Consider the following 22,208-nt stretch of genomic DNA (forward strand, 5'->3'; position numbering starts at 1 on the left):
TTATGAAACAGACGTTACGAATGGATTATGAACCGGAACAGGTCGTGGATATCAGCACCCTTTCCAGAGAGCAATGGCTTGCATTCCGCCGTCTGGGAATCGGAGGCAGTGATGTAGCTGCCATCATGGGGATCTCGCCTTTTGTTACCAGCCGTGATCTTTACTATGACAAGATCGGCGTTACCCCGGTGATCGAGGAACCAGAAGCAAACTGGGTTGCCAAGGAATTTGGACACAGACTAGAGGATCTGGTAGCGGAGATTTTCTCTAAGAAAACCGGCCTGGAGGTGTTTCCCGTGCGGATCATGTTCCGGCATCCGCTTTACCCGTTTATGCTTGCCGATATTGATTTCTTTGTGCGTATGCCGGATGGCAGCTTTGCCATACTGGAGTGCAAAACCTGTAATTATAACGCCAAAGAGAAGTGGGATGACGGGAAAATCCCGGAGCACTATGTCTATCAGGTGCGGCACTATATGTCGGTGGTGAACATCAGTCATGCATTTATTGCGTGTCTGTGGGGAAATAACGAGAACGACTTTGTATACCGTTCTCTGGAGCGTGATCTCATGGAAGAGCAGGATATCATCGAGCAGGAAGGATATTTCTGGCGTGAATTTGTGGAGAAGAAGGTGGAACCGCCGCTGGTGGGGAAACCGGATCTGGTGCTTGCCAGCATCCGCCGTTACAGCGGCTATGCTGATAAGTCGATCCCGGAAATCCCAATCACGACGCTGGATTCCAAAAGCCTGGAAAAGTATCTTGCTTTATCAGATGAAAAATCACGCTTAGAGAAGCGTAAGAAGGAAATTGACGCTGAACAGCGTTCGATCAGTGTTCCTTTCGTGGAGTTGATGGGACAGGGATGCAAGGCATTTCTGGAAGACGGAACCAACCGTTACAAGATTACCTTTAACCCGACCCGCAGGACGATGATCGGGAAAGAAAATCTTGAAAAGCTGAAAGTGCAGCATCCGGATATTTTCAAAGAATATGCTACAGAAACAGAAAACCGGATCTTCCGGTTAAAGAAGGAGGCGGCGTGATGTTAAAAGGAAAAAGAGCGTATATCTGCTCTCCGTTGTCTGCAAAAACCCGGGAAGAACGAATGTTTAACATGGGGCTTGCGAAGGCGTATCTGGATACGATCAGAGAGGTATTCCACTGCCGCACGTATGCCTCCCATGCCTATCTGCCGCTGATGCTGGATGACACCATACCAGAGGAACGGAAGCTGGCGCTTTCCATTGGAAAACAGCTTTTAGACTTCTGTGATGTGCTGATTATCTGTGGCGGCAGGATTTCTTCCGGCATGGAAGGAGAAATCCGTTATGCCCATGATACCGGGAAGGAGGTGTACTGGCTCGAAGGAGGCCGGGATCCGTTTCAGTTACGGAAGATAAAAAATTGGAAGGAGATCGAATATGCGGTGCAGATACCGGAAAACCATATTTCTGAATGAGGAGAATGGATACACCATTGCGGTGTTTACGACGAAGGATGCTTCTGTACCGCTTGCTGCCAGAGACAAATACTTACAGGGCCAGAAAGTGATCGGGTTTACCGCTATAGGCTTTGACCTGCCCCAGTCTGACCAGATCGAGATTGAGATGGAAGGACAGTGGGAAAAGTCCAGCCACGGCCTGCAGTATCAGGTGGAAAATTTCATGGAGATCGTGCCGCGCACGAAGGAGGGGATCTTAGGCTACCTCTCCTGCGGTTCTGTAAAGGGTGTGGGGCCAAAAGTTGCAGAGGCCATTTACAAAGAATTTGGCCTTAATACGCTGGAAATCATGGAAGAACATCCCCAGGAGCTTCTGAAGGTAAAAGGAATTTCCCAGAAAAAGCTGAAGGGGATTGTGGAGTCCTACGGAAAAAATAAGGTGTTCCGGGAACTCATGACATTCCTGGCACCCTATAAGGTAACGCCTAAAAAGGTGAACCTGATCCTCCAGCGGTTTCGCAATGAGTCCGTGGAGATTGTCCGCCACAGGCCTTATCAGCTCTGTGCTGTGAAAGGGTTTGGCTTTTTAACGGTGGATGCTATTGGACGGCAGAACTGCCAGGCGCTCAATGATCCCATGCGGATTTCAGGCTGCCTCTCCCATCTCATGGAATCAGCTATGAAGGAGCAGGGGCATCTGTACCTGGAGCGCCCGGAGCTGATCCAGCGGGCCTATACCATGCTGAACCAGGATCTTCCGAATCAGGCAGTAACAGAAACAGATATCCAGAGGGTACTCTACCGGCTGGTCATGCAGGAAAGCATTGTGGTAGACGGCGAACGTGTGTATGTGAAGAAACAGTATGAAGAAGAAAACCAGACTGCTTCCATGATCGCCCGGCGTCTGTTGGATCAGGGAGAGGCGTATGACATCGAAAAGGAATTGGCGCAGGCCCAGACTGCCCTGGCGATTACCCTGTCAGAGAAGCAGAAACAGGCAGTGCGCATGGTGTTCCGAAACCAGATCAGCATTATTACCGGCGGGCCTGGAACCGGAAAGACCACCGTGTTAAAGGTCATCCTTTATATCCATGCCATTGTCTGCCGATCACAGGTACAGCTCATGGCTCCTACGGGGCGTGCGGCACGCCGGATGGCGGAAAGCACCGGGCATGAAGACGCCTCAACGATGCACATGGCTCTGGGGCTTCTGGGTGACTTTGCCGATTATGAAGACGCAGTAGAATATCTGGAGGCCGGATTTCTGAATCTGGATGAAGTATCCATGGTAGATATGCATTTGGGATATGAATTTTTCCGCAGGGTAAAGCCTGCCTCCCGTATCCTGCTGGTAGGCGACGTGGATCAGCTCCCGTCTGTGGGGGCCGGTGATGTGTTCCGACAGTTGATCGGCTGCGGGCTGATCCCTGTGACGGTGCTGGATCTGGTATTCCGCCAGGGAAAGACCAGCAACATCCACTTAAATGCCCGTAAAATGTTGGCAAACCGGACGGATTTTGGGTTTGGAGATGATTTCCAGTTTATCTCCTGCAATTCGGCAGATGAGACAGCAGCCATGGTACGCCAGCTTTACCAGGAAGAGGCCGCAAGGAACGGCCTGGACCATGTGCAGATTTTGACACCCTATCGGGTAAAGACGGTAAACGGCGCTAACGAGCTGAACCGGAGCCTGGAGGACCTGATCAATCCGCCAAGTCCTGGGAAAAAGGAACTGTCCGCAGGAGGGCAGACCTACCGGGAAGGGGATAAGGTGCTTCAGAACAAGAATACGTTGATGGCCAGCAATGGGGACCTGGGAAGGATTACGGATTTTTATACGGATGAGGAAGGAACCGTAAAAACGGTGATCGAATTTCCGGATGGACGTGTCGTGACCTACGAGACGGAAGATCTGGAGATGATCGAACACGCCAATGCCATTACCATACACAAGTCCCAGGGATCCGAGTGCGATATTGTCATCATCCCCTGGGTGAGAGCCTTTTATATGATGCTGAAGCGGAATATCCTGTACACAGGCATTACCCGTGCAAAGAAAAAGGTGTATCTGGTGGGGCAATGGAACGCAGTCTGCCAGGCAGTCCATACGGACGATGCCGGCAGGCGCAATACAGCTCTTGGGGAGCGGATCACCCGTTACTATTATCAATACCTGAATGAGCGTGAGCCGAAACAGCTTCGGCTTGCGGTATAAAAATAATTTCCACTTATGGAGAAAGGCAGGCTATTCCTTATGTAGAGGGATATCCTGCCCTGTTTGTGAAAGGAGCAGATGTATGAACGAATTACTGTATCAGAAAAATCAGGCAGTGGCGGCTTTGAACCGGGTGGAGGGATTTGAACCTCTGGAATTTGCCCGGACGATCAAACAGGAGGATCAGGAGGACCAGCTTTATCTGGATGTGAAATACCGGAAACTCTGGTTCCGTCTGGCGAATCCTTTGGGGCGGATCTCCAGTCATATTGTCTGGTTTAATGAGAACGTGGCGCTGGCGGAGGCAAAGATCTATCTGAACTACACGGATGCACCGGAGAATTACATTGCCAATGCGTTTTCCATGAAATTCCGCTCAGAGGATCCAAAGTTTGGAGACAAGTTCCTGGAGATGGCAGAGACTGCCGCCGTGGGACGTGCGCTCTCTGATGCGGGTTATGGCGTCCAGTTTGCGGACGTAGGAGAAAGCAACGATCCGGCGCAGGTGGATGCGGGGATCCCCGTACCAATGCAGTATCCGGAAGCTGCCGCAGGTGCTCCCTCTTATGGAGGGCAGCCGGTTTCTGCCGGACAGCCGGGCTACAATAGCCAGAATCACTATGCAGGGAATACGCCTGCAGGAAATATGGTGTATCCGGGAAGTACGGCAGAATCCAGCCCCAGCCAGAGCATGATGAACCAATTTTATCATCAGGCACAGGCGCAGGGAAATATGATGGGAGCGTCTGTACAGCCGATGCGACAGCCTGCACCTGTGAAGAACACTCCTCTGGATGGAAACCTTCCTGTGGAGGAGCTGGCAAACCGCATGACCTATGAGCAGGCGAAAGCCGTGGTCATTGGCGGAAAAGGAAAATTTGGCGGGAAATCTATGGGGCAAGTGGCTGTGGAAAGCCCTTCCAGCCTGGATTATTTCGCTAACAGCTACCGGGGGCATAACAATCTGATCCCGGCGGCAGCCAGGGTTCTTTTGAGCCAGGCACTTCCAAAGGCCGGTTAATCATTAAATACAACTTTCCGCAGTCTTCTTTAGGCTGCGGAAGAAAGGAGGTCGGACCTGGATGTATGATATGACCGGGTTTGATTATGACATCACCGATGTTGCCAACCTTCTGCGGCTGCATAAGCGCCGTGGAAATTACTACGACTGCCCGTTCTGTGGCGACACCAAAGGGCGGCTGAATATCAATCCGGCAAAAAACGTCTTTCGCTGTAACCGCTGTGACAAATCCGGCGGGATGCTGCAGCTTTATGCGGACCTGCATAACTTGACCTACCGGGAAGCAAATGAGGAAATCCGGGAGGCTTTGAATAAAGGGGAATACCGGCAGGTGCGCCAGGCAAAGGTACAGGAAGAAAAGGAAGAGCCTGTGCAGTCGAAGCTGGCGCCACTGGATGAACGGCACCGTACCTATACGGAATTACTGGATCGGCTTCCCCTTTACAGTGTACATAGAGAAAACCTGAGATCCCGGGGCCTTACAATCGAACAGATAAAAGAGCGGCGCTACCGGAGTGTTCCGATGTACGGGCTGCATAAGATTGCAGAGACAATTCAGGAGAGCGGCTGCGTGCTGGAAGGCGTACCGGGATTTTATCGGGATCCGGAGGAGCGTTGGACATTGAATTTCAAGACGAAGAACTCCGGCTTCCTGGTTCCTGTGGAGTCCATGGACGGAAAGATCCAGGCGTGTCAGATTCGTCTGGACCATCCCAGGGATAACAACAAATATCTCTGGTTTTCCAGTGCTGGCTATCCACACGGTGTTTCCTCCGGAAGCCCGGTTCATGTGATCGGAGATCTGGATGCGGAAAACGTCTATCTGACAGAGGGCGGGCTGAAAGGCTCGATTGCTCATTATCTGTCTGGGCATACATTTATCTGCCTGGCAGGTGTGAATATGTACCGGAGCCTGCGCCCGGTGTTGGAGGAATTTCAGCAAAGAAAAATGAAATTTCTCTTTGAGGCGTTTGACATGGACAAGAAGCTGAAAACCGACTGTGATAAGCATTATCATAAATGTTCGGTCTGCAGTGAAAAGGGTACGCCGGAAAACTGTCCGTACAAGGTGGAAAAGCGCCGGATCATCCAGAACGCCTGTGGAAAAGTCTATGGGATCTGCCAGGAGCTGTCCCTGCCGGTCAGCCGTATGGTCTGGGACCAGGATGCGGATGGAAACTGGAATGGAAAACTCAAAGGCATTGATGATTATTATTACGCAAAGCGGGCTGCACAGACAGCCCCTTTGCAGGAACAGAAGGGAGTGGACATATGAAAAAGGGAGAAAAGCTGCTGTTTCTGGCAGGGATCCTGCTTGCCATCGGCGCTCTTGCTTTTTCCGCATGGAAACTAAGAGGAATCTATGGTGAATACCAGGAGGGCGAGGATACCTACGAAGAGCTTGCTTCATTTGTGGAGGAGCCGGAGGACACACCAAAACCAGACGGGGGCGAACCAGATGCAGAACCGGACGGATATCTGAAGATTGACTTTGAAGGACTGCAGGCTGTGAACCCGGACGTGATCGCCTGGATTGATATTCCCGGCCTTTCCATTAGTTATCCGGTGGTACAGGGAACCGATAATGCTTATTATCTGCATCATCTGTTTACCGGGGAGTACAACAGCAGCGGCAGTATCTTTGCGGACTGGCATAACCAGCCGGATTTTGCGGATCCGAACACCATTGTATACGGCCACAATATGAAAAACGGCAGTATGTTTGGAACCCTATCCCATTATCAGGATCAGGCTCTGTGGGAGGCTTCTCCTTACTTTTACCTGTATGTGCCGGGGAAGGTACTGAAATATCAGATCTTCTCCTGTTATGCCGGGTATGTGGGGAGCGAGGCTTATACCTATGCGTTTCCGGAAGAGGCAGACTTTCAGGCTTTTCTGAAGCAGATCCGCTCCTATGCGGGATATGATACCGGTGTGGAAGTCGTGGAAACAGACCGGGTGGTGACACTTTCCACCTGTGTCAGCTCCAGACGTGATTATCGGTATATTGTCCACGGGAAATTGACAGAGGAAATAGCAAATTGAAGAAGAAAAGTATAGGAACAGAAAACAGCGCCGGTATGGAAAAGGAAGACACCATGCCGGTCTTTTTTTATGGAGGAAAGTATCATGTTGGAAGCTGAATATGAGAAAGAACGGGAGAAAATTGAAGGAAAAGAAGATGACAGGCTTAAGGAGGAGCGGATACAAACACTCCAGACAATTTTTCAGCGGGCATGGCGTTATCAGGAGCGGGGGATGCTGGAGGAGATTATCTTAGGATTTGTTCAGAAAAAGACAGCGATGCTTCAAAATGCCAGGACAAAAGGCGAACTGCAGGAAATCAGCAAACCGCCTAAACCGGTTTATAACGGAAATGTCTTTACCACCGGAAAGTATGACACAGAGGAAGAAGAATTGCTGGTCTGGAGCCTTACTTGTTTGCAAGCACCGCTCAACAACCAGGCATATGAACGGTACAAAGAGCTGTTCTGCCGTCTGTTGCAGGAAAAGGCGAAGATATTATTCCCGGAAATGAATGAGAATAATCAGGCAAAAGTTGCCTGAAGAATGAAGAATGGAGGATGGATATGACGATCAGAGAAGCAGGAAAAGGAATTGTGACAACCGTGGGAGGTACTTACAGGATCGGATTTATCAACATGGATGGTCAGGAAGATGAGACGGAACTCGATGCTTACAACATGACGGAATTGGAAGAATTATACAGGGATTTTTGTAAAGAGAATGGATTTAGACAGAATACCGTCACCTATATGGAACGGTAAATGAAACGCAGGCACCGGGAAACCGGCGCCTGCCTTGATAGAGAAAAATTAGGATTTGTTTGTATCTTTATTGCTCCTTTTGGTAGTGTAAAAAACTTTGTGGCTTTGGTAAAAAATGGCTCCTTTTTGGTAAGAATTACAGATATGATAATTCTTATCGAAAAGGAGTTTATTTATGGCAGTAGCAAAAGACCAAATCCGACAGATTATTACAGAAAACAACATTACCAGTGTGGCTGATGTTTACTCCCTTCTCAAAGACAGCTTCAAAGATATATTGCAGGAGCTTCTGGAAGCCGAGATGGATGCAACTCTGGGCTATGAAAAAAATTGTAAAGGTGATCTTAAGAGCGATAATAAGAGGAATGGCCACTCTCCCAAAACACTCAAAAGCCAGTACGGGGAATTCCAGATCGATGTTCCCCGTGACCGCAATGGTGAGTTTGAACCAAAGCTGATCCCTAAATATCAGCGGGATATTTCCGGGATTGAGGAGAAAGTAATCTCTCTCTATGCCCGCGGAATGAGTACAAGGGATATTCATGACCAGCTCCAGGAACTTTATGGGATTGAACTTTCCGCCGAAATGGTCAGCAAAATCACGGACAAAATCCTTCCGGAAGTGAAAGAGTGGCAGTCTCGTCCACTGAACCCTGTATATCCTTTTGTTTTTATGGACTGTATCCATTACAAAGTCCGGGAAGACGGCAGGATCCTCAGCCGCGCTGCTTATATTGTACTGGGAGTTACCGTGGAAGGATACAAGGATATTCTCAGTATTACCGTAGGAGCGAATGAGACCAGTAAGTTCTGGCTCGGAATGCTCAACGACCTGAAAAACCGTGGCGTGCAGGATGTCCTGTTCTTCTGCGTAGACGGTCTCCCCGGATTTAAAGACGCAATTCAGGCCGTTTTCCCACAGGCACAGATCCAGCGCTGTGTCATCCATATGCTGCGCAATTCTTTTAAATATGTGAATTATAACGATCTGAAGAAGTTTTCCGCAGACTTCAAGGCTGTCTATAACGCGCCCAATGAATCCGCAGCTCTTTCGGAATTGGAAACGATCAAGGAGAAATGGGGAAAGAAATATCCCTATGCGATCAGTAACTGGGAAAACAACTGGGAAGATGTGAGTTCTTTCTTCCAGTTTTCCGGAGATATCCGCAGAATTATGTATACCACAAACATCATAGAAGGGCTGAACCGTCAATACAGGAAAGTCACAAAGACAAAGAGTGTGTTCCCAAGCGATACCGCTCTTGAAAAGATGCTGTTTCTTGCGAGCAGAAATGTAACAAAGAAGTGGACGCAGCGTTATCGGAACTGGGATCAAGTGTTGAACCAACTGATTCTTTTATACGATGAGAGACTGACAGCATACCTGTAAAAGGAAAACAGGAGTGGATGAAAAACTATTCCGCTCCTGTCTTCCCCTTATTCCTTCGGCATTTATAGTATTCCCAGAAAATCCCAGCTTATTCCTGAGGCCGGGTGTGGGCAGAGCCCACGAAAAAGGGATTACAGATGCCGTTATTTGTGCTGCAAAAAATCTTAAAATTCATGTATAACATGAGTCAAATGGGTAATACTATAAACAGATAAGTAATTCGACAGCCAAAAAGCAGAAGTTCCGACAAGACAATTATACATATCTGTTTCTTATCAAAGAAGAATTTTTCCCATAGACACAGAAAATTTTACGCCCTCCTCCTTTTCTTGCTTTTCCAGATACTTAACAACCTCTTTGTCCCATCTAAGTTTCTTAACTCCACCAATTAAAAACATCGCAATCCCAATGCAAAGTATAACCGTTTTTCTAATTGAATCTGGAGAAATACAACACGAAATCACTAGTCCTGTACCAGCACCTGTAAAAAAATCAATAATAGATTGCTTATGTTTATAATACTTCCCGTATAATCTTTCCTTATCTATTGTTTTTACCATTTGTTTGTCCTCCTTCAATAATTTATCCAGAGAAATTTCAAACATATCACTCATAGTTACTAACGTATTCAAATCTGGATAGTTTTTTTCATTCTCCCAATTTGATACCGTCTGTCTGGTAACATGAAATAATTCGCCGAATTCCTCCTGTGACATTCCTTTTTCCTTTCGAACATTTAATATTGTTTTTCCAATACTCATCGTTTTACCTCCTAAGGATATTATCAGTGGAATGTAACAAAAAGAAAAGCAATCCATCTTTTACAGTCCGCTATTATAAACGCAAAGATTTTTTGACAAGGAAATTTTTATTAGTTTATAGCCTTCAGTCCTGCAAATTCCAATTTGTTTCTGCCTACATTCTACCAAAGACACGTCTGGAATACTATCCTAAATAAAAAGTCTCAAAAAATTTTCTCTCCAGAGTTGCTATCTACATATCTCATACGTATGGAATAAGTAGAAATCAATATAAGGAGTGACGCATTATGATAAAAAAACTGACTATCCCCGTGGATCACGGGAACCGGAACATGAAGACCACCCATTTTCTTTTCACTACGGGGCTCTCATCCACTGATCGTAAGCCTGCAGGCCGGGAGGATTTCCTTCAGACTGACGGGAAGTTTTATGTTTTGAGTGACAAGCGGATCCCGTATCAGAGGGACAAGACGCAGGATGAGCGTTTTTCCATCCTGACGAGGTTTGCTATTGCAAAGGAACTGGAGCGTACCGGTCAGGTAACGGAAGAAGATGTGGTGCAGGTATCGCTGCCGATTGGTGTGCCGCCTAAGCATTACTCAGAGCTGGCAGAGCGGTATCGGGAGTATTTCCTGGGTGACGGAAAGATGCAGAATCTGGTGTATAACGGAAGAACCTATCATATCTGCATCCAGGATGTAGCTGTATATCCCCAGGCGTATGCCGCAATGATGACAGAGGGAGAAAAAATCCGGCAGATCCCCAAGGCCGTAGGGATTGATATTGGCGGATTTACTTCAGATTTTCTGCTGATGCGAAGCGGAAGCCCATGTCTGGACTATTGCGATTCCATGGAAAAGGGTGTCATCACCATGTATAACGATATCATTTCCAGTGTCAACGGGGATCACGATATGCTGCTGGAGGAAACTGACATTGACAGTATCCTGGAAGGCAAGACGGAATATTATCCGGAAATGGTGGTACATACCGTGGAAGAAATGGCCCGGAATTTTGTGACCGACCTGCTCAGCAGTGTCCGGGAACGGGGCATTGACACGAAATCTACCTATACTATATTCATCGGAGGCGGAGCCATCTTACTCCGGCGGTTCCTGGAAAGTTCCAGCCGTCTGATCAAGTATCAGTTTATTGATGATATTTTTGCAAATGCGAAAGGGTACGGCATCCTGTACCGCAGTTCTTTAGCAGGGAAGTGATGATGTGGGAAAGAAAAATCCATATGTATTTACGATAGGGTTTGACAAGAAAAATCCGGAGCATTTGGAAGTCGTAGAGATCCTGAACGGGACGGAGAAAAAGGCGGCGCTGATTGCGGAAGCAATCCTGCAGTATACGGGGAAGAAGTCTGGAGGAGATACTGGAGTCTCCCAGGAAAACATCCAGGCAATGGTGCGTCTTCTGGTACGGCAGGAAATGGAACGGATCACTGGTGAGGCTCCCGTTTCAGACATTGGAATTTTAACCGGCCAGCAGCTGCAGCCGGAGTCAGATAAGAAGCCTGCAGAGGCTGTAATCGAGGATCTGAACGAAGAAGGCCCTCCGATTGATGAAAGAACGATGCAGGATATTGCGGATGCCATGGCAGCATTTAGAAATATGTGATACAGGTCTTTGGGGAGAACTCGCATGGGTTCTCCCTCTTTTCACCGTTTTTTCAGAATTTCCATAGAAAATCCATAGAACTTCTATAAAGATTTCCGAGAAGTGTATCTTACAATGGCAGAAGAGGTGGTTATGTGGGGTTCTCTGTCCGGGTATGTAGTCCTTTCAAGAGGCCTCGCAGCGTTTGCAGCACAATAACCTGCTCTTCTTCCGAGCAGGACTCCAATTCTATTAGGATCTGCTGCATCGTCGTACTGCCGCTATTGTTCTTACGGTCTTTGATCACCGCGTCAATAGAAATGTTCAGATAGGACGCCAGGGAGCAGAGACTGTCAAAACGAGGGTTCGCCTTATAAGTTTCGATATCTGAAATTGTACGAAGGGATACGTGGGACCGTTCCGCAAGCGTATTCTGCGATAAATCCAAATTCATTCTGGCTTCTCTTACAGCATCCCCCAATCGTTGTCTATACATCCAATCACCTCATTTCCTGCATATATTTTACCGCAGACAAGCAGTATATGAAATGCGCTATTATGCGTGTTGGAAGGCGATATAACGCATACATAGAGGGGGAATCTACGGAAGATAAGGTGTGAACAGCCGGATGGATCAGACGCTATCTGAAACAATTTCAAAAAAATCCTGCTTCTTTTTGCAGGTGAAGAAACTCTTTTACACGCAGTATATGTGTTGGTTCCGACCACATATACTGCGTGTTCTCATGTAAAGTTAAATCCGCCGGATAGGATCGGGCTGCCGTTGGCAGCTTTCGGTCTTATTTTTTTGCCGTGGGAACGGAACGAAAGACTGCCAGGGTGCCGCTCGCCGCCGGCCTTCTGAATTTCTTTGGAACTACAGATGAAATTCAGGAGGAATCACATATGAATGAAAAACATACCTATTCAGGAGATCGGACAAAGAACCATTTTACGGCATACTTACTGGAGTTTATCAAAGGGCGCAGGAGCAGTTACCTGGACAAAAAGATCCGGACAGAGAAGGACTCCTTCTTGATGGAGGAAATTGCGGAGATTGAAGAACGGATCACATTTGAAGAAATGAGGGAGAACCAGGAGCGGGAAGAGATTCTGCTCAAAGAGGCTGCAGGTGAGTTCCCGGAGTGGAACGAACTCTCGGATGAAAAACTTGTGAAATCGCTGCTGATGCTCAATGAGAAAGAACGGGAGCTGATCTATCTTCACGTATTTGAGGAGCGCTCATTTAAAAAGATTGGCGAGATGACCGGGATGACAGCAGAGCGCTGCAAGGATGCGTACTTCTATGCAATCCGTAAAATACGCAAAAGATTGGGGGATAAATAAGATGAGCTTTGATGAATTATTATACCGGGCAAAAGCCGGGGACATGGATGCGAAGGCAGAGATCTTTGCAATGTACAGGCCGCTGTTGATTAAGTATTCATTGGTGAACAGAAGATTTGATGAAGATCTGTACCAGGAGCTGGCAGCGGAGCTGATGAAGTGCATCCGGTATTTCCGGGATGCGGAGTAATTAAGAAGGGACCGGGCGGCGTAAGCTGCCCGGTCTTCATAATAATGAAGAAAATGCGATCAAAAACGATACATTTTTTCGAGCTATTTTACGATGACTTAATCTTTAGAACAGGTGGTACTAATTCTTTTCTAAATTTCTCAGTCGCCGGTATTCTAGCGGCGACAATCCATACTGTTTTTTGAATACAGCTGCAAATTTCCCTTGATTGGAGTAGCCAACCTGCTCTGATATTTCGGCAATCGGACGCTTTGTGGCAGAGAGAAGTCTGGCGGCTTCATTCATGCGGATTTCTCGCAGCCAAGTAGATATATTTTGACCATATACGCCTCTAAAATAATTTTTCAGGCTGGTTTCACTGACCGAAAAGCGTTCTGCAATCTGCCTTACAGGGATGTGCTGGCGAAGGTCATCTGACAGAATTTTTGCTGTCCTTTTTGCAAGCTCCACTTGGGTTTCCGTGTAGAAGCCGCAGGTTTTCGGAGGCCGGATTTCCATGTTGAGAAGCCGGTGGATAAGTTCAAGCGTATAGATTTGCAAATGGAAGGCAGACGGTCTTTCCGAAAGCCGCCAGAGTTTTTGAAATATATTTTCCAGTTCGCTGTCCGCTTCGTTGATATATGTTTTATGGTTCGCGCAATAGTTTTCTTCCAAGCGCATGAGATCAATCGAAAAAGATTTCATCAATTCGCCGCAGGACTGTAATAGGAGCGAAAGGTCAAAGTATATTTTTATGCCCTGATATTGCCGTGTGGGAAAGATGTACTCTTTCTGCGCTGTCTGCCCACTGATACAAAAGTCGTTTTCCTTTAGGTAAATGTATGAGCCATCATCGAGAAGCAGTTCACTTCTGCCAGAAATACAATAGTTTATCAATAATGGCCTTAACTCTGAGTTGGCTTCTGACTCCGGCCACACAGGAGCATTTACAAAAATAAAAGCTAATGTCAGGCCCGGAAAGAGCGTATGGAATGTCATGCGCCCTTTACCATTTGCCTGATCTAATAGTAGTTCGCTGCTATTTGGACTGTTTTTCAAAGTCACACCTGAAACGGAATTGCTGTTTTCCAAAATGCTGTATATCATATCACGCAACTGCTTCGCCCCTTTCATCACGCAAAATCGTTGATATTATTATACCGGCGCAAAAATTCCCGGTCAATGGGTATTCCGGCCAAACGGAAAAACTCCTTGCTATACGGGCCTAAAATACCGATATGTGCATAGAAGCATAATCGAATATGTGCTACCATTAGAGTTGGTTAGCGAGGTCTAACCGAGAAAGCAATCATGTTAGGAGGTTTCGCAATGAACAACAAATTGCAAGGAAAGGATCTCATCAACATCGGTATTTTCACGGCGATTTATTTTATCGTCATTTTCGCGGCGGCGTCTATCGGCTTTATCCCGATTTTCATTCCGCTTATCAGCGTGATCGTGCCGCTTGTAGGCGGTATTCCGATGATGTTGTTCTTCTCCAAAATCAAGAAATTCGGTATGCTTACCATCTGCGGGGTGCTGCTCGGTATCATCATGCTGCTGACCGGCATGGGCTATTGGTGCATTCCCACCGGGCTGATCTTCGGCCTGATTTCCGATTTTATGATGAAAGCCTGTGACTACAAGAACGCTAAGCGTGAAGTGCTGATCCACGGCGTTTTTTCCATGTGGGTAATCGGTGCCTTTATTCCCATCGTTGTGACGCGTGACGCTTACTACCAGAGCCTGCTTCCCGGTTATGGTCAGGAATATGCCGACACGCTCATGGCCTATATGCCTGACTGGATTTTGCCGGTACTTCTGGTAGCTGCTTTTGTCAGCGGTCTTGTGGGTGGCCTGATTGGACAGAAGATTTTCAAAAAGCACTTTGAGCGGGCGGGAATTGTGTAATGAGCCGCGAACTTCTTGCAAGTCAAAAAAACAACAGTGGAATTTTATTAGACCCCCGGACAAAACTGGCGGTACTGATTACCATAGCCGTTTTTATTTTAGGCGGTTCGTATGAAGGTATCATGCAGTATTACATCATCGTGCTGGCGGCCATCCCTCTGCTGCTTTTGTTAGCGGCCAGGAAATGGAAAGGCGCTGTTCTCTATATCCTGATTTTTGGAGGCAGCTTGTGCCTGGAAATGTTTGGCCTGTCCCGCCTGACCAGTGTAGCAAACTATATTGCAGTAGCCATCGTTGGTATCCTACTGAGGTTTACGCCCAGTGTGGTTATGGGATATTTCGTTGTGACAACAACAACGGTCAGTGAATTTGTCGCGGCAATGGAACGGCTCCACCTGCCGCAGCAAATCACTATTCCCATGTCCGTGATGTTTCGTTTCTTCCCTACGGTTGCAGAAGAATGGAGCGCCATCGGGGACGCCATGCGGATGCGTGGCGTCCGCTTTGGCGGCGGAAAAGCCGGTGCGATTTTAGAGTATCGGATTGTCCCCATGATGATCTGCTCCGTCAAAATTGGCGAGGAACTCTCTCAGGCAGCTCTCACACGGGGATTGGGCGGCCCGGTGAAGCGGACAAATATCTGTAAGCTGGGCTTTCATGTGCAGGACATTCTTTTTCTGCTGATCTGCCTCGGTGCCTTCGCAGCACAAATTTATGTGCTGGCTACAAGGGGGTGATGAAGTGATTGAATGTAGGGATGTGTCATTCTCCTATCCAGCGAGCGGTTTGCCTGACAGTGAAAAGCAGGCCGAAGGCGCTTTGAAACATATTTCCTGTACCATTGAGGACGGTTCTTTTGTCCTGCTTTGCGGAACTTCCGGCTGCGGGAAAACAACGATGACCCGTCTGTTCAACGGCCTTATTCCTCATTACCATGAGGGGACTTATACCGGCTCCGTCTATCTGGATGGAAAGGATACTCGCGACCTGTCACTGTTTGATATTTCTCTAAAAGTCGGTTCTGTATTTCAAAATCCGCGTTCTCAGTTTTTTAATGTGGACACGACCAGCGAACTGGCTTTCGGCCCGGAGAACCACGGCATGGCTGAAGATATTGTGCGCGAACGGGTAAAGCGTGTAGCTGCACAGCTAAAGCTGGAACCGCTGCTTGATAGAAGTATTTTTTCTTTGTCCGGGGGTGAAAAACAAAAAATCGCCTGCGGATCGGCAGCAGCGATTGACCCGGATGTTTATGTGCTGGATGAACCATCATCCAACCTTGACACATACGCTATCGCTGATTTTCGGCAGCTTCTCTTTGCTTTGAAATCGCAAGGAAAGACCATCATCATCTCTGAACACCGGCTGTACTATCTGTCTGGCCTCTTTGACCGCGTTCTGTATCTGAAAGACGGAGAAATTGAAGGAGATTATACAGCGGAGGAGTTTTGCCGCCTGTCAGCAAAACAGCGAGAGGAAATGGGGCTTCGGCCTCTTGAACTTGCAGGGCTTTCAGAAGTTGAAGGGCCGCCGCAGCGAATAAATGAGGCGGTTTGGACGATAAAGAATGTGTCCTTTGCCTATAAGCATGAGTCGGAAACCTTGCATATAACGGAAACCACTTTCCCATCCGGCAGCGCCACGGCTATTATCGGACATAACGGTGCGGGAAAATCCACCTTTGCCCGGTGCCTCTGCGGATTGGAAAAGCACTTCAAGGGGACAGTGCAGGATCGGAGCAAGATTTATTCCAGGAAAGAACGATTGAAACTCTGCTATATGGTTATGCAGGATGTAAACCATCAGCTTTTTACCGAAAGTGTTCTGGATGAAATTCTGCTCAGTATGGGAACCGAGGATAAGCAAAGGGCAAGAGAAATCTTAAAAGAGATGGACTTGCTGCCTTATGAGGACTGCCACCCGATGGGGCTGTCAGGCGGCCAAAAGCAGCGTGTGGCAGTTGCCTCTGCGATTGCTTCGGAACGCCCTCTGATTTTATTCGATGAGCCAACAAGCGGCCTTGACCTTTTTCACATGAGGCAGGTTGCCAGTGTTGTCAATCAAGTGGCAGATACTGGGAGAACTGCGCTTGTAGTGACCCATGACCCGGAATTTATTTTACGGTGCTGTAATTATGTCCTTCACTTAGAAAACGGGCAAATTCAGGAAAGTTATTCCATAGAGAACAACGATGGCCGAAACCGGCTACTAAAGTTTTTCCTGAATGATATGGAGAAGGAGGTGTCCACAGAATGAAGGAGGAAAAGAAAGAATCACCCATAGGTGTCTTATGGGGATGGGGCAAACCCTATCACGGGAAATTCATCGGTAGCATTATCCTTGCGGTATTAGGCGTGGCCTGCCAGATGGTGCCCTATTTCTGTGTGGCGCATATTGTCACGATGATGTTGTCTGGGGAGCAGAACTTTTCCCGATATGTGACCGCTGGCATTATTGCATTGTGTGGTTACTTTGGAAAGGTGCTGTTTTCCTGCCTTTCTACAACGATTTCCCACACAGCGACCTATTACACACTGCGCGATTTACGGGAGAATATCACCACTAAACTGGCCCGTGTCCCGATGGGGACGATTTTAGATACTCCGTCCGGCCAGTATAAAACGACGATTGTTGACCGGGTAGAAGGCATGGAATCGACCTTCGCGCACCTGATCCCGGAAATGACTGCAAATGTGCTGGTGCCTTTGGTGATTGTTGTATATCTATTCGTCGTGGACTGGCGCATGGCTCTCCTGTCCCTTGTCACGCTGGTGGTGGGCCTTGCTGTTATGTCTGCTGGCATGAAGAATTATCCCGTCAAATGGGAGGGCGCGGTCAAAGCAGGAAAGCAGATGGCAAACGCCATTGTAGAGTACATTGGTGGGATTGAGGTAGTCAAAGCGTTTAGTCAATCCGCCGGTTCCTACAAAAAATATTCTGACGCAGTAAACTATAACGCTAACTACTATGTGGACTGGATGAGAGAAAACCAGAAAACCATGAGCGCCTACAACGCCATTCTGCCCTCGGTGCTGATTTGTGTGCTACCCTGCGGCTTCGCGTTCTGGCTCTCCGGCAGCCTGGAACTTTCTGCCTTCCTGTCTATCGTAATTTTTTCGCTGGGACTGATTGGGCCGATTATCGCGGCCTTTACCTTTACGGACGATTTGGCCGTATTGGGGACAAATGTGGAAGAAATCAGCCAGCTTTTGAACGCTGAAGAACTGAACCATAAGGATACGCCGGTCAAGCTGGCAGACACCGGCATTTCTCTTAGGTCTGTGTCTTTTTCCTATGACGGGACAACAGAGGTTTTGCATGATGTGAACCTTGCCATTCGCCCCGGAACCATGACCGCCCTTGTGGGGCCGTCCGGCTCCGGTAAATCCACGGTGGCAAAACTGATTGCCGGGTATTGGGATGTTACATCCGGCAGCATTACCCTCGGAGGTTATGAATTGAAAGATATTCCGCTGTCCGAAATTTCAGACCAGATTTCCTATGTGTCCCAGGACAACTATCTTTTTAACCGCAGTATCAGGGAAAACATCCGTATGGGAAAGCCCAGCGCCACAGACGCGGAGGTAGAACAGGCCGCCAAACAAAGCGGTTGCGATACCTTTATCCGCAAGCTGGACAATGGCTATGATACGGTTGTCGGCAGCGCCGGTTCCCATCTTTCCGGCGGTGAACGCCAGCGGATTGCCATCGCCCGCGCCATGCTGAAAAATGCGCCGGTTGTCATTTTGGACGAGGCAACTGCCTACATCGACCCCGAAAATGAGGCGCTGGTGCAGAAAGCCATTTCCGCTTTAACTGTCGGCAAGACCCTGATTGTGATTGCACACCGGCTGTCTACCATTGTTGGCGCAGATAACATCGTTGTGGTGAAGGATGGAACCATCCACGCACAGGGTACGCATGAGAAGCTGCTGGAAACCTGCCCCCTCTACCAGGATATGTGGCAGGCGCATATCGGCGCGAAAGACCAGATGTAAGGGGGTGTTGTCAGATGTATGGAACATTGAAAAAAATCTTTGCTTTTGCAGGCAGCAAAAAGGGGCTTTTGAAAAAATCCCTGTTGTTTGCGTTTCTGTCTGGGCTGTTTTCAGCCATGCAGTTTGCCGCCCTCTTTGTAGTGATTGGTGCGTTGGTATCTGACAACCGGGACGGAAGTATTGTCTGGATTTCGTTGGGAATTATGGCGGTATCCCTCATCGGGCGTATCATCACGACCTACTTTTCCACGATGGAGCAAACGGAAACCGGCTATTGCATGGTAGCGGAAAAGCGTATCCACATCGGAGATCGGCTTCGCTATATCCCGATGGGCTACTTCAACAAGAATAGTATCGGGAACATTACCGCCATTGTCACAACGACTTTGGACGATGTAGAAAACTCGGCGGCTCGTGTCCTGGTGTCTGTACTGGGTGGATTTTTCAACTCGGTGGCTCTTGTCATTGTCCTGCTGATATTCGACTGGTGGATCGGGCTTGTGGCTGCTGTCGGTGTCCTTCTTTATCTTGCAGCGGCGGAACTGGCCCTCCGCAAGTCTGCGGCCCTAAGCTCGGTGCGCCAGCACACGCAGGAGTCCCTTGTGGAGTCCGTGTTGGAGTACATTCAGGGCATGGGGATTGTCAAAGCATTTGGCCTTGAACGGGACAGCACACAATCCATTGGAAACGCTATACAGGCAAGCTGCCGGGATAACCTGAAACTGACAAAAGCCAGCGTTCCCTATGACGCTATCAAGCAAGTGGTTGTCCGGGTGTTCAGCGTCCTGCTGTTGCTGGCCTCGGTCTGGTTCTGGCTGGATGGCTCTCTGCCGCTGGCCTACGGCCTGATTTTGGTAATCGCTTCTTTCATGGTGTTCAACGATTTGGAAAACGCCGGGAACATGGCTTCTCTGCTTCAAATGCTGGTGGCCTCGATGGATACGGCAAACTCCATTGATGACACGCCGATAATGGACGAGAAAGGCACTGACATTACGCCGAAGTCCAGCGAGATCGTGTTTGACAAGGTGGATTTTTCCTACGCAGACCGCAAGATATTGGATCAGGTTAGCTTTACCATTCCCGAAAAAACGACTACGGCCATTGTCGGCCCTTCCGGGGCGGGTAAGACAACGATGTGCAACCTGATTGCCCGCTTTTGGGATGTGAACGCCGGGAAGATTACCATAGGCGGTACGGATGTGCGGGATTTCAAACTGGACAGCCTGATGAAGAATATCTCGATGGTGTTTCAGAGCGTGTATCTCTTCGCCGATACGATTGAGAACAATATCAAGTTTGGCTGCCCGGACGCTACCCATGAGCAGGTGGTTGAGGCGGCGAAAAAGGCTTGCTGCCATGACTTTATTTCCGCTCTGCCGGAAGGTTATGATACTGTGATTGGCGAGGGCGGCGGCACTTTGTCCGGCGGAGAGAAACAGCGTATTTCCATCGCCCGCGCCATGCTGAAAAATGCGCCCATCATCATCTTGGACGAGGCAACAAGCAGCGTTGACCCGGAGAATGAGGATGAATTGCAGCGGGCTATTGAGGCGTTGACCCACGACAAGACCATCATCATGATTGCCCACCGGCTGAAAACTGTTCGGAACGCCGACCAAATCCTTGTGTTAGACAATACCCATATCGTCCAGCGCGGCACTCATGCAGAGCTGATCCAGCAAAAAGGCCTGTATGCTGACTTTGTATTGACCAGACAGGAGGCCATAGGCTGGAAACTGAATCAGTAAAGTCCAGCTAAGAAATGTCAAGAGGTGATATGAAAAAATTAAATTTATTACAGTAGAGCGAAAAAGGGTAACCTTAACAGACCATTCCCCAATATAGGACTGGTCAGAAACTAAATATTCAGAATACCGTGTTGATTACGCAGCCTTCCTTATCTTGTCGGGATGTTCTGTGGCAAAGCGTCTGCAGTGTTCTTCCGGAGTGATGATTTCAAAAGGTTTGTTATCCCGAAGCATGGCAAAGATGATGTTACAGATCTTATGCATGACAGCGCCCATTGCTACTGGCTTTTTCTTGCCGGAGCACTTCCGGGTGTAATAGTCGTAGATCACAGGATTCACAGGTGTGCCGCTCCCTTTATCAACCTTTACGTTATTGAGCGCGGCCATGTGAAGAACACGCCTGGCAAGGCTGGAGCCACGTTTGGACATATGGACTTTATCGCCATTGAGTTTTCCGGATTGTTTGACAGCGGGGTCAAGCCCAAAGTAGGCATAAAGCTTTTTCGGGGAAGAAAAAAGTTTAAAATCCCCCATCTCTGCAATCAGGACGACTGCGCTTAAGAATCCAATCCCGCGCAGGGACTGCAGAAGGCAGATCTGATCGTAGATCAGGGTATCCTGCAGTTTCTCTACCGTCTCATGGAGTGCTTTCAGGAGCGCGTCCAGATGCTTCTGGTATTCCTGATAAGTGTCGATATAAAGACGGATGCGAACAGCATTGCTAGGAAGAGCCCTGCTGAAAACAGCGGCATCCTGTGCGGCAGCGATAATGGCGTCATACTTACGCAGGGCATAAGCTTCGCCAAAACGTGCGGTACTGCGGATGATATCCACAATGTCCTCTTTGGAAGCGGCAAGCATGTCCGCAGGAAGAGGATAAGAGCTTAACAGCTTTAAGGAAGACTGTGTGGTGACTTTGCTGAAGACCTTAGCATAAGCAGGGAAAGATACTTTCAGTTCCGCAGTGAGCTTCAGAGCGACAGCAGACTGGAGATCCTTGAAATAATAATAATCACGGACCAGGTTTCTCAGATCGACAACGGAATCATCCGGGAGGATGGAAGTCTTGAGAGAAACGTTCAGTCCAACAAGGGCAGCCTTTTTTGAATCGAATTTATCATTATGCAGTTTCCTTATGTTGATATTTGTGCTATTCTTAGTGATGATAGGATTTATGACCGAGCAGTCAAACCCCTTATCACGAAGGAAGCACAGGAGCGGGATGTGGTAGATCCCGGTAGACTCAAGGAAGCAGCGGCTTTTGAGAGAATACGTCTCTTGTGCTTCTTTTATTTTTGTGACAGCGAGATCTCTGGACCGAGAATCAGAATGGATGATCTTAAAGGGCTTCCCGACAAAAGAACCATTGGGGAGAGCAATTGACATCCAGGTAAAATCAGCGCCAACATCAAGGCCGACAGAAAGGTAAGAAGAAACGCCGTCAATAAATGTAAGTAATCTTTTGTAATGCATGATAAACATCCTTTCCGGCAGGCATCCATTTCCATAAGGCGGATACACAACCTAGCGGCTTATACAGGTATAGCCTGAGGCTTCCCAACCAGCCAAACCATAAATCACCACCGAATGGACAGACAGACTTTCTAAGAGGTTTTCCCGGCGGAAGGCCGGGTCCCAAGGAGGCGTCGTCAATCGCCCTGCCTCAGTGATTATACCTCAGGATCTGATCTGGTGCATTATGGAAGCCACAGACACAGTAAGGAAACAATAACTTCTGATGGAGAGGGAATCCCTCCTTCAGTTATTCATTTAGATTTTGTAACTATTAACTCGTAGTCATTATTGA

Annotated in this window: 22 protein-coding genes; 18 read left to right on the forward strand and 4 right to left on the reverse strand. The window is 48.1% G+C overall.

Annotated elements, in window-relative coordinates; translation table 11 throughout:
* Window positions 1-2 precede the first annotated feature (2 nt).
* From JMF81_RS04155 to JMF81_RS04195, 9 genes are all read left to right on the forward strand, one after another.
* Window positions 3-1,046, forward strand: a complete 1,044-nt coding sequence (locus JMF81_RS04155; protein WP_243282533.1) for a YqaJ viral recombinase family nuclease — start codon at window positions 3-5, stop codon at window positions 1,044-1,046.
* Window positions 1,046-1,462 carry a DUF7768 domain-containing protein gene (locus tag JMF81_RS04160; RefSeq protein ID WP_015573099.1) on the forward strand — a complete coding sequence of 139 codons (417 nt, stop codon included), beginning with the start codon at window positions 1,046-1,048 and terminating at the stop codon, window positions 1,460-1,462. Before JMF81_RS04155 ends, JMF81_RS04160 begins: the two co-directional genes overlap by 1 nt.
* Window positions 1,425-3,659, forward strand: coding sequence for an SF1B family DNA helicase RecD2 (gene recD2, locus JMF81_RS04165; RefSeq protein WP_201310204.1), 2,235 nt, complete (start codon window positions 1,425-1,427; stop codon window positions 3,657-3,659). Before JMF81_RS04160 ends, recD2 begins: the two co-directional genes overlap by 38 nt.
* 82 nt (window positions 3,660-3,741) lie before the next feature.
* Window positions 3,742-4,680, forward strand: a complete 939-nt coding sequence (locus tag JMF81_RS04170; protein ID WP_201310205.1) for a hypothetical protein — start codon at window positions 3,742-3,744, stop codon at window positions 4,678-4,680.
* 61 nt (window positions 4,681-4,741) lie between these two features.
* Window positions 4,742-5,956 carry a CHC2 zinc finger domain-containing protein gene (locus tag JMF81_RS04175; RefSeq protein WP_201310206.1) on the forward strand — a complete coding sequence of 405 codons (1,215 nt, stop codon included), beginning with the start codon at window positions 4,742-4,744 and terminating at the stop codon, window positions 5,954-5,956.
* Window positions 5,953-6,726 (forward strand): class B sortase, encoded by a 774-nt coding sequence (gene srtB, locus JMF81_RS04180; RefSeq protein ID WP_201310207.1) that lies wholly within the window; start codon window positions 5,953-5,955, stop codon window positions 6,724-6,726. Before JMF81_RS04175 ends, srtB begins: the two co-directional genes overlap by 4 nt.
* Before the next feature lie 84 nt (window positions 6,727-6,810).
* Window positions 6,811-7,248, forward strand: coding sequence for a hypothetical protein (locus JMF81_RS04185; protein WP_201310208.1), 438 nt, complete (start codon window positions 6,811-6,813; stop codon window positions 7,246-7,248).
* A 23-nt stretch (window positions 7,249-7,271) separates the two neighbouring features.
* Window positions 7,272-7,469 carry a hypothetical protein gene (locus JMF81_RS04190; RefSeq protein WP_015573104.1) on the forward strand — a complete coding sequence of 66 codons (198 nt, stop codon included), beginning with the start codon at window positions 7,272-7,274 and terminating at the stop codon, window positions 7,467-7,469.
* 175 nt (window positions 7,470-7,644) lie between these two features.
* Complete coding sequence (locus JMF81_RS04195) at window positions 7,645-8,859, forward strand: IS256 family transposase (protein ID WP_087175595.1); 1,215 nt, start codon at window positions 7,645-7,647, stop codon at window positions 8,857-8,859.
* A 275-nt stretch (window positions 8,860-9,134) separates the two neighbouring features.
* On the opposite strand, the gene JMF81_RS04200 is transcribed toward JMF81_RS04195, so the two are convergent.
* Complete coding sequence (locus JMF81_RS04200; RefSeq protein ID WP_201310209.1) at window positions 9,135-9,620, reverse strand: helix-turn-helix domain-containing protein; 486 nt, start codon at window positions 9,618-9,620, stop codon at window positions 9,135-9,137.
* 287 nt (window positions 9,621-9,907) lie between these two features.
* Between JMF81_RS04200 and JMF81_RS04205 the strand changes: the two genes are divergently transcribed.
* Together JMF81_RS04205 and JMF81_RS04210 are read left to right on the forward strand one after the other, a co-directional pair.
* Window positions 9,908-10,840 (forward strand): ParM/StbA family protein, encoded by a 933-nt coding sequence (locus JMF81_RS04205; RefSeq protein WP_201310210.1) that lies wholly within the window; start codon window positions 9,908-9,910, stop codon window positions 10,838-10,840.
* 4 nt (window positions 10,841-10,844) lie between these two features.
* Window positions 10,845-11,246: a hypothetical protein gene (locus JMF81_RS04210; RefSeq protein ID WP_201310211.1), complete on the forward strand. Its 402-nt coding sequence runs from the start codon at window positions 10,845-10,847 to the stop codon at window positions 11,244-11,246.
* A gap of 130 nt (window positions 11,247-11,376) precedes the next feature.
* Here JMF81_RS04210 and JMF81_RS04215 read toward each other — a convergent pair whose 3' ends face one another.
* Complete coding sequence (locus JMF81_RS04215) at window positions 11,377-11,721, reverse strand: helix-turn-helix domain-containing protein (RefSeq protein WP_087416661.1); 345 nt, start codon at window positions 11,719-11,721, stop codon at window positions 11,377-11,379.
* A 410-nt stretch (window positions 11,722-12,131) separates the two neighbouring features.
* Here JMF81_RS04215 and JMF81_RS04220 point away from each other — a divergent pair, with 410 nt between their 5' ends.
* On the forward strand, window positions 12,132-12,572 hold the full coding sequence (locus tag JMF81_RS04220; RefSeq protein WP_201310212.1) for a sigma-70 family RNA polymerase sigma factor: 441 nt from the start codon (window positions 12,132-12,134) through the stop codon (window positions 12,570-12,572).
* A 1-nt stretch (window position 12,573) separates the two neighbouring features.
* Window positions 12,574-12,762: a helix-turn-helix domain-containing protein gene (locus JMF81_RS04225; protein ID WP_201310213.1), complete on the forward strand. Its 189-nt coding sequence runs from the start codon at window positions 12,574-12,576 to the stop codon at window positions 12,760-12,762.
* 120 nt (window positions 12,763-12,882) lie between these two features.
* Here JMF81_RS04225 and JMF81_RS04230 read toward each other — a convergent pair whose 3' ends face one another.
* On the reverse strand, window positions 12,883-13,875 hold the full coding sequence (locus JMF81_RS04230) for a helix-turn-helix transcriptional regulator (RefSeq protein WP_243282534.1): 993 nt from the start codon (window positions 13,873-13,875) through the stop codon (window positions 12,883-12,885).
* A 195-nt stretch (window positions 13,876-14,070) separates the two neighbouring features.
* Here JMF81_RS04230 and JMF81_RS04235 point away from each other — a divergent pair, with 195 nt between their 5' ends.
* Genes JMF81_RS04235 through JMF81_RS04255 form a run of 5 tightly spaced genes read left to right on the forward strand, consistent with a single transcriptional unit; the run spans window position 14,071 to window position 20,401 of the window.
* Complete coding sequence (locus JMF81_RS04235; protein WP_087283947.1) at window positions 14,071-14,652, forward strand: MptD family putative ECF transporter S component; 582 nt, start codon at window positions 14,071-14,073, stop codon at window positions 14,650-14,652.
* Window positions 14,652-15,389 (forward strand): energy-coupling factor transporter transmembrane component T, encoded by a 738-nt coding sequence (locus tag JMF81_RS04240; protein WP_201310214.1) that lies wholly within the window; start codon window positions 14,652-14,654, stop codon window positions 15,387-15,389. The genes JMF81_RS04235 and JMF81_RS04240 overlap by 1 nt, the downstream gene beginning before the upstream one ends.
* 4 nt (window positions 15,390-15,393) lie before the next feature.
* Complete coding sequence (locus JMF81_RS04245) at window positions 15,394-16,908, forward strand: ABC transporter ATP-binding protein (protein ID WP_201310215.1); 1,515 nt, start codon at window positions 15,394-15,396, stop codon at window positions 16,906-16,908.
* Window positions 16,905-18,650, forward strand: a complete 1,746-nt coding sequence (locus tag JMF81_RS04250) for an ABC transporter ATP-binding protein (RefSeq protein WP_201310216.1) — start codon at window positions 16,905-16,907, stop codon at window positions 18,648-18,650. Before JMF81_RS04245 ends, JMF81_RS04250 begins: the two co-directional genes overlap by 4 nt.
* Window positions 18,651-18,664: 14 nt before the next feature.
* Entirely contained in the window at window positions 18,665-20,401 is a 1,737-nt protein-coding gene (locus tag JMF81_RS04255) for an ABC transporter ATP-binding protein (protein ID WP_201310217.1), read from the forward strand.
* 135 nt (window positions 20,402-20,536) lie between these two features.
* On the opposite strand, the gene JMF81_RS04260 is transcribed toward JMF81_RS04255, so the two are convergent.
* Window positions 20,537-21,874 (reverse strand): IS110 family RNA-guided transposase, encoded by a 1,338-nt coding sequence (locus JMF81_RS04260; protein WP_201310218.1) that lies wholly within the window; start codon window positions 21,872-21,874, stop codon window positions 20,537-20,539.
* Window positions 21,875-22,208 lie beyond the last annotated feature (334 nt).

The organism is Anaerostipes butyraticus, from assembly GCF_016586355.1.
GTDB classification, from domain to species: Bacteria; Bacillota; Clostridia; order Lachnospirales; family Lachnospiraceae; genus Anaerostipes; species Anaerostipes butyraticus.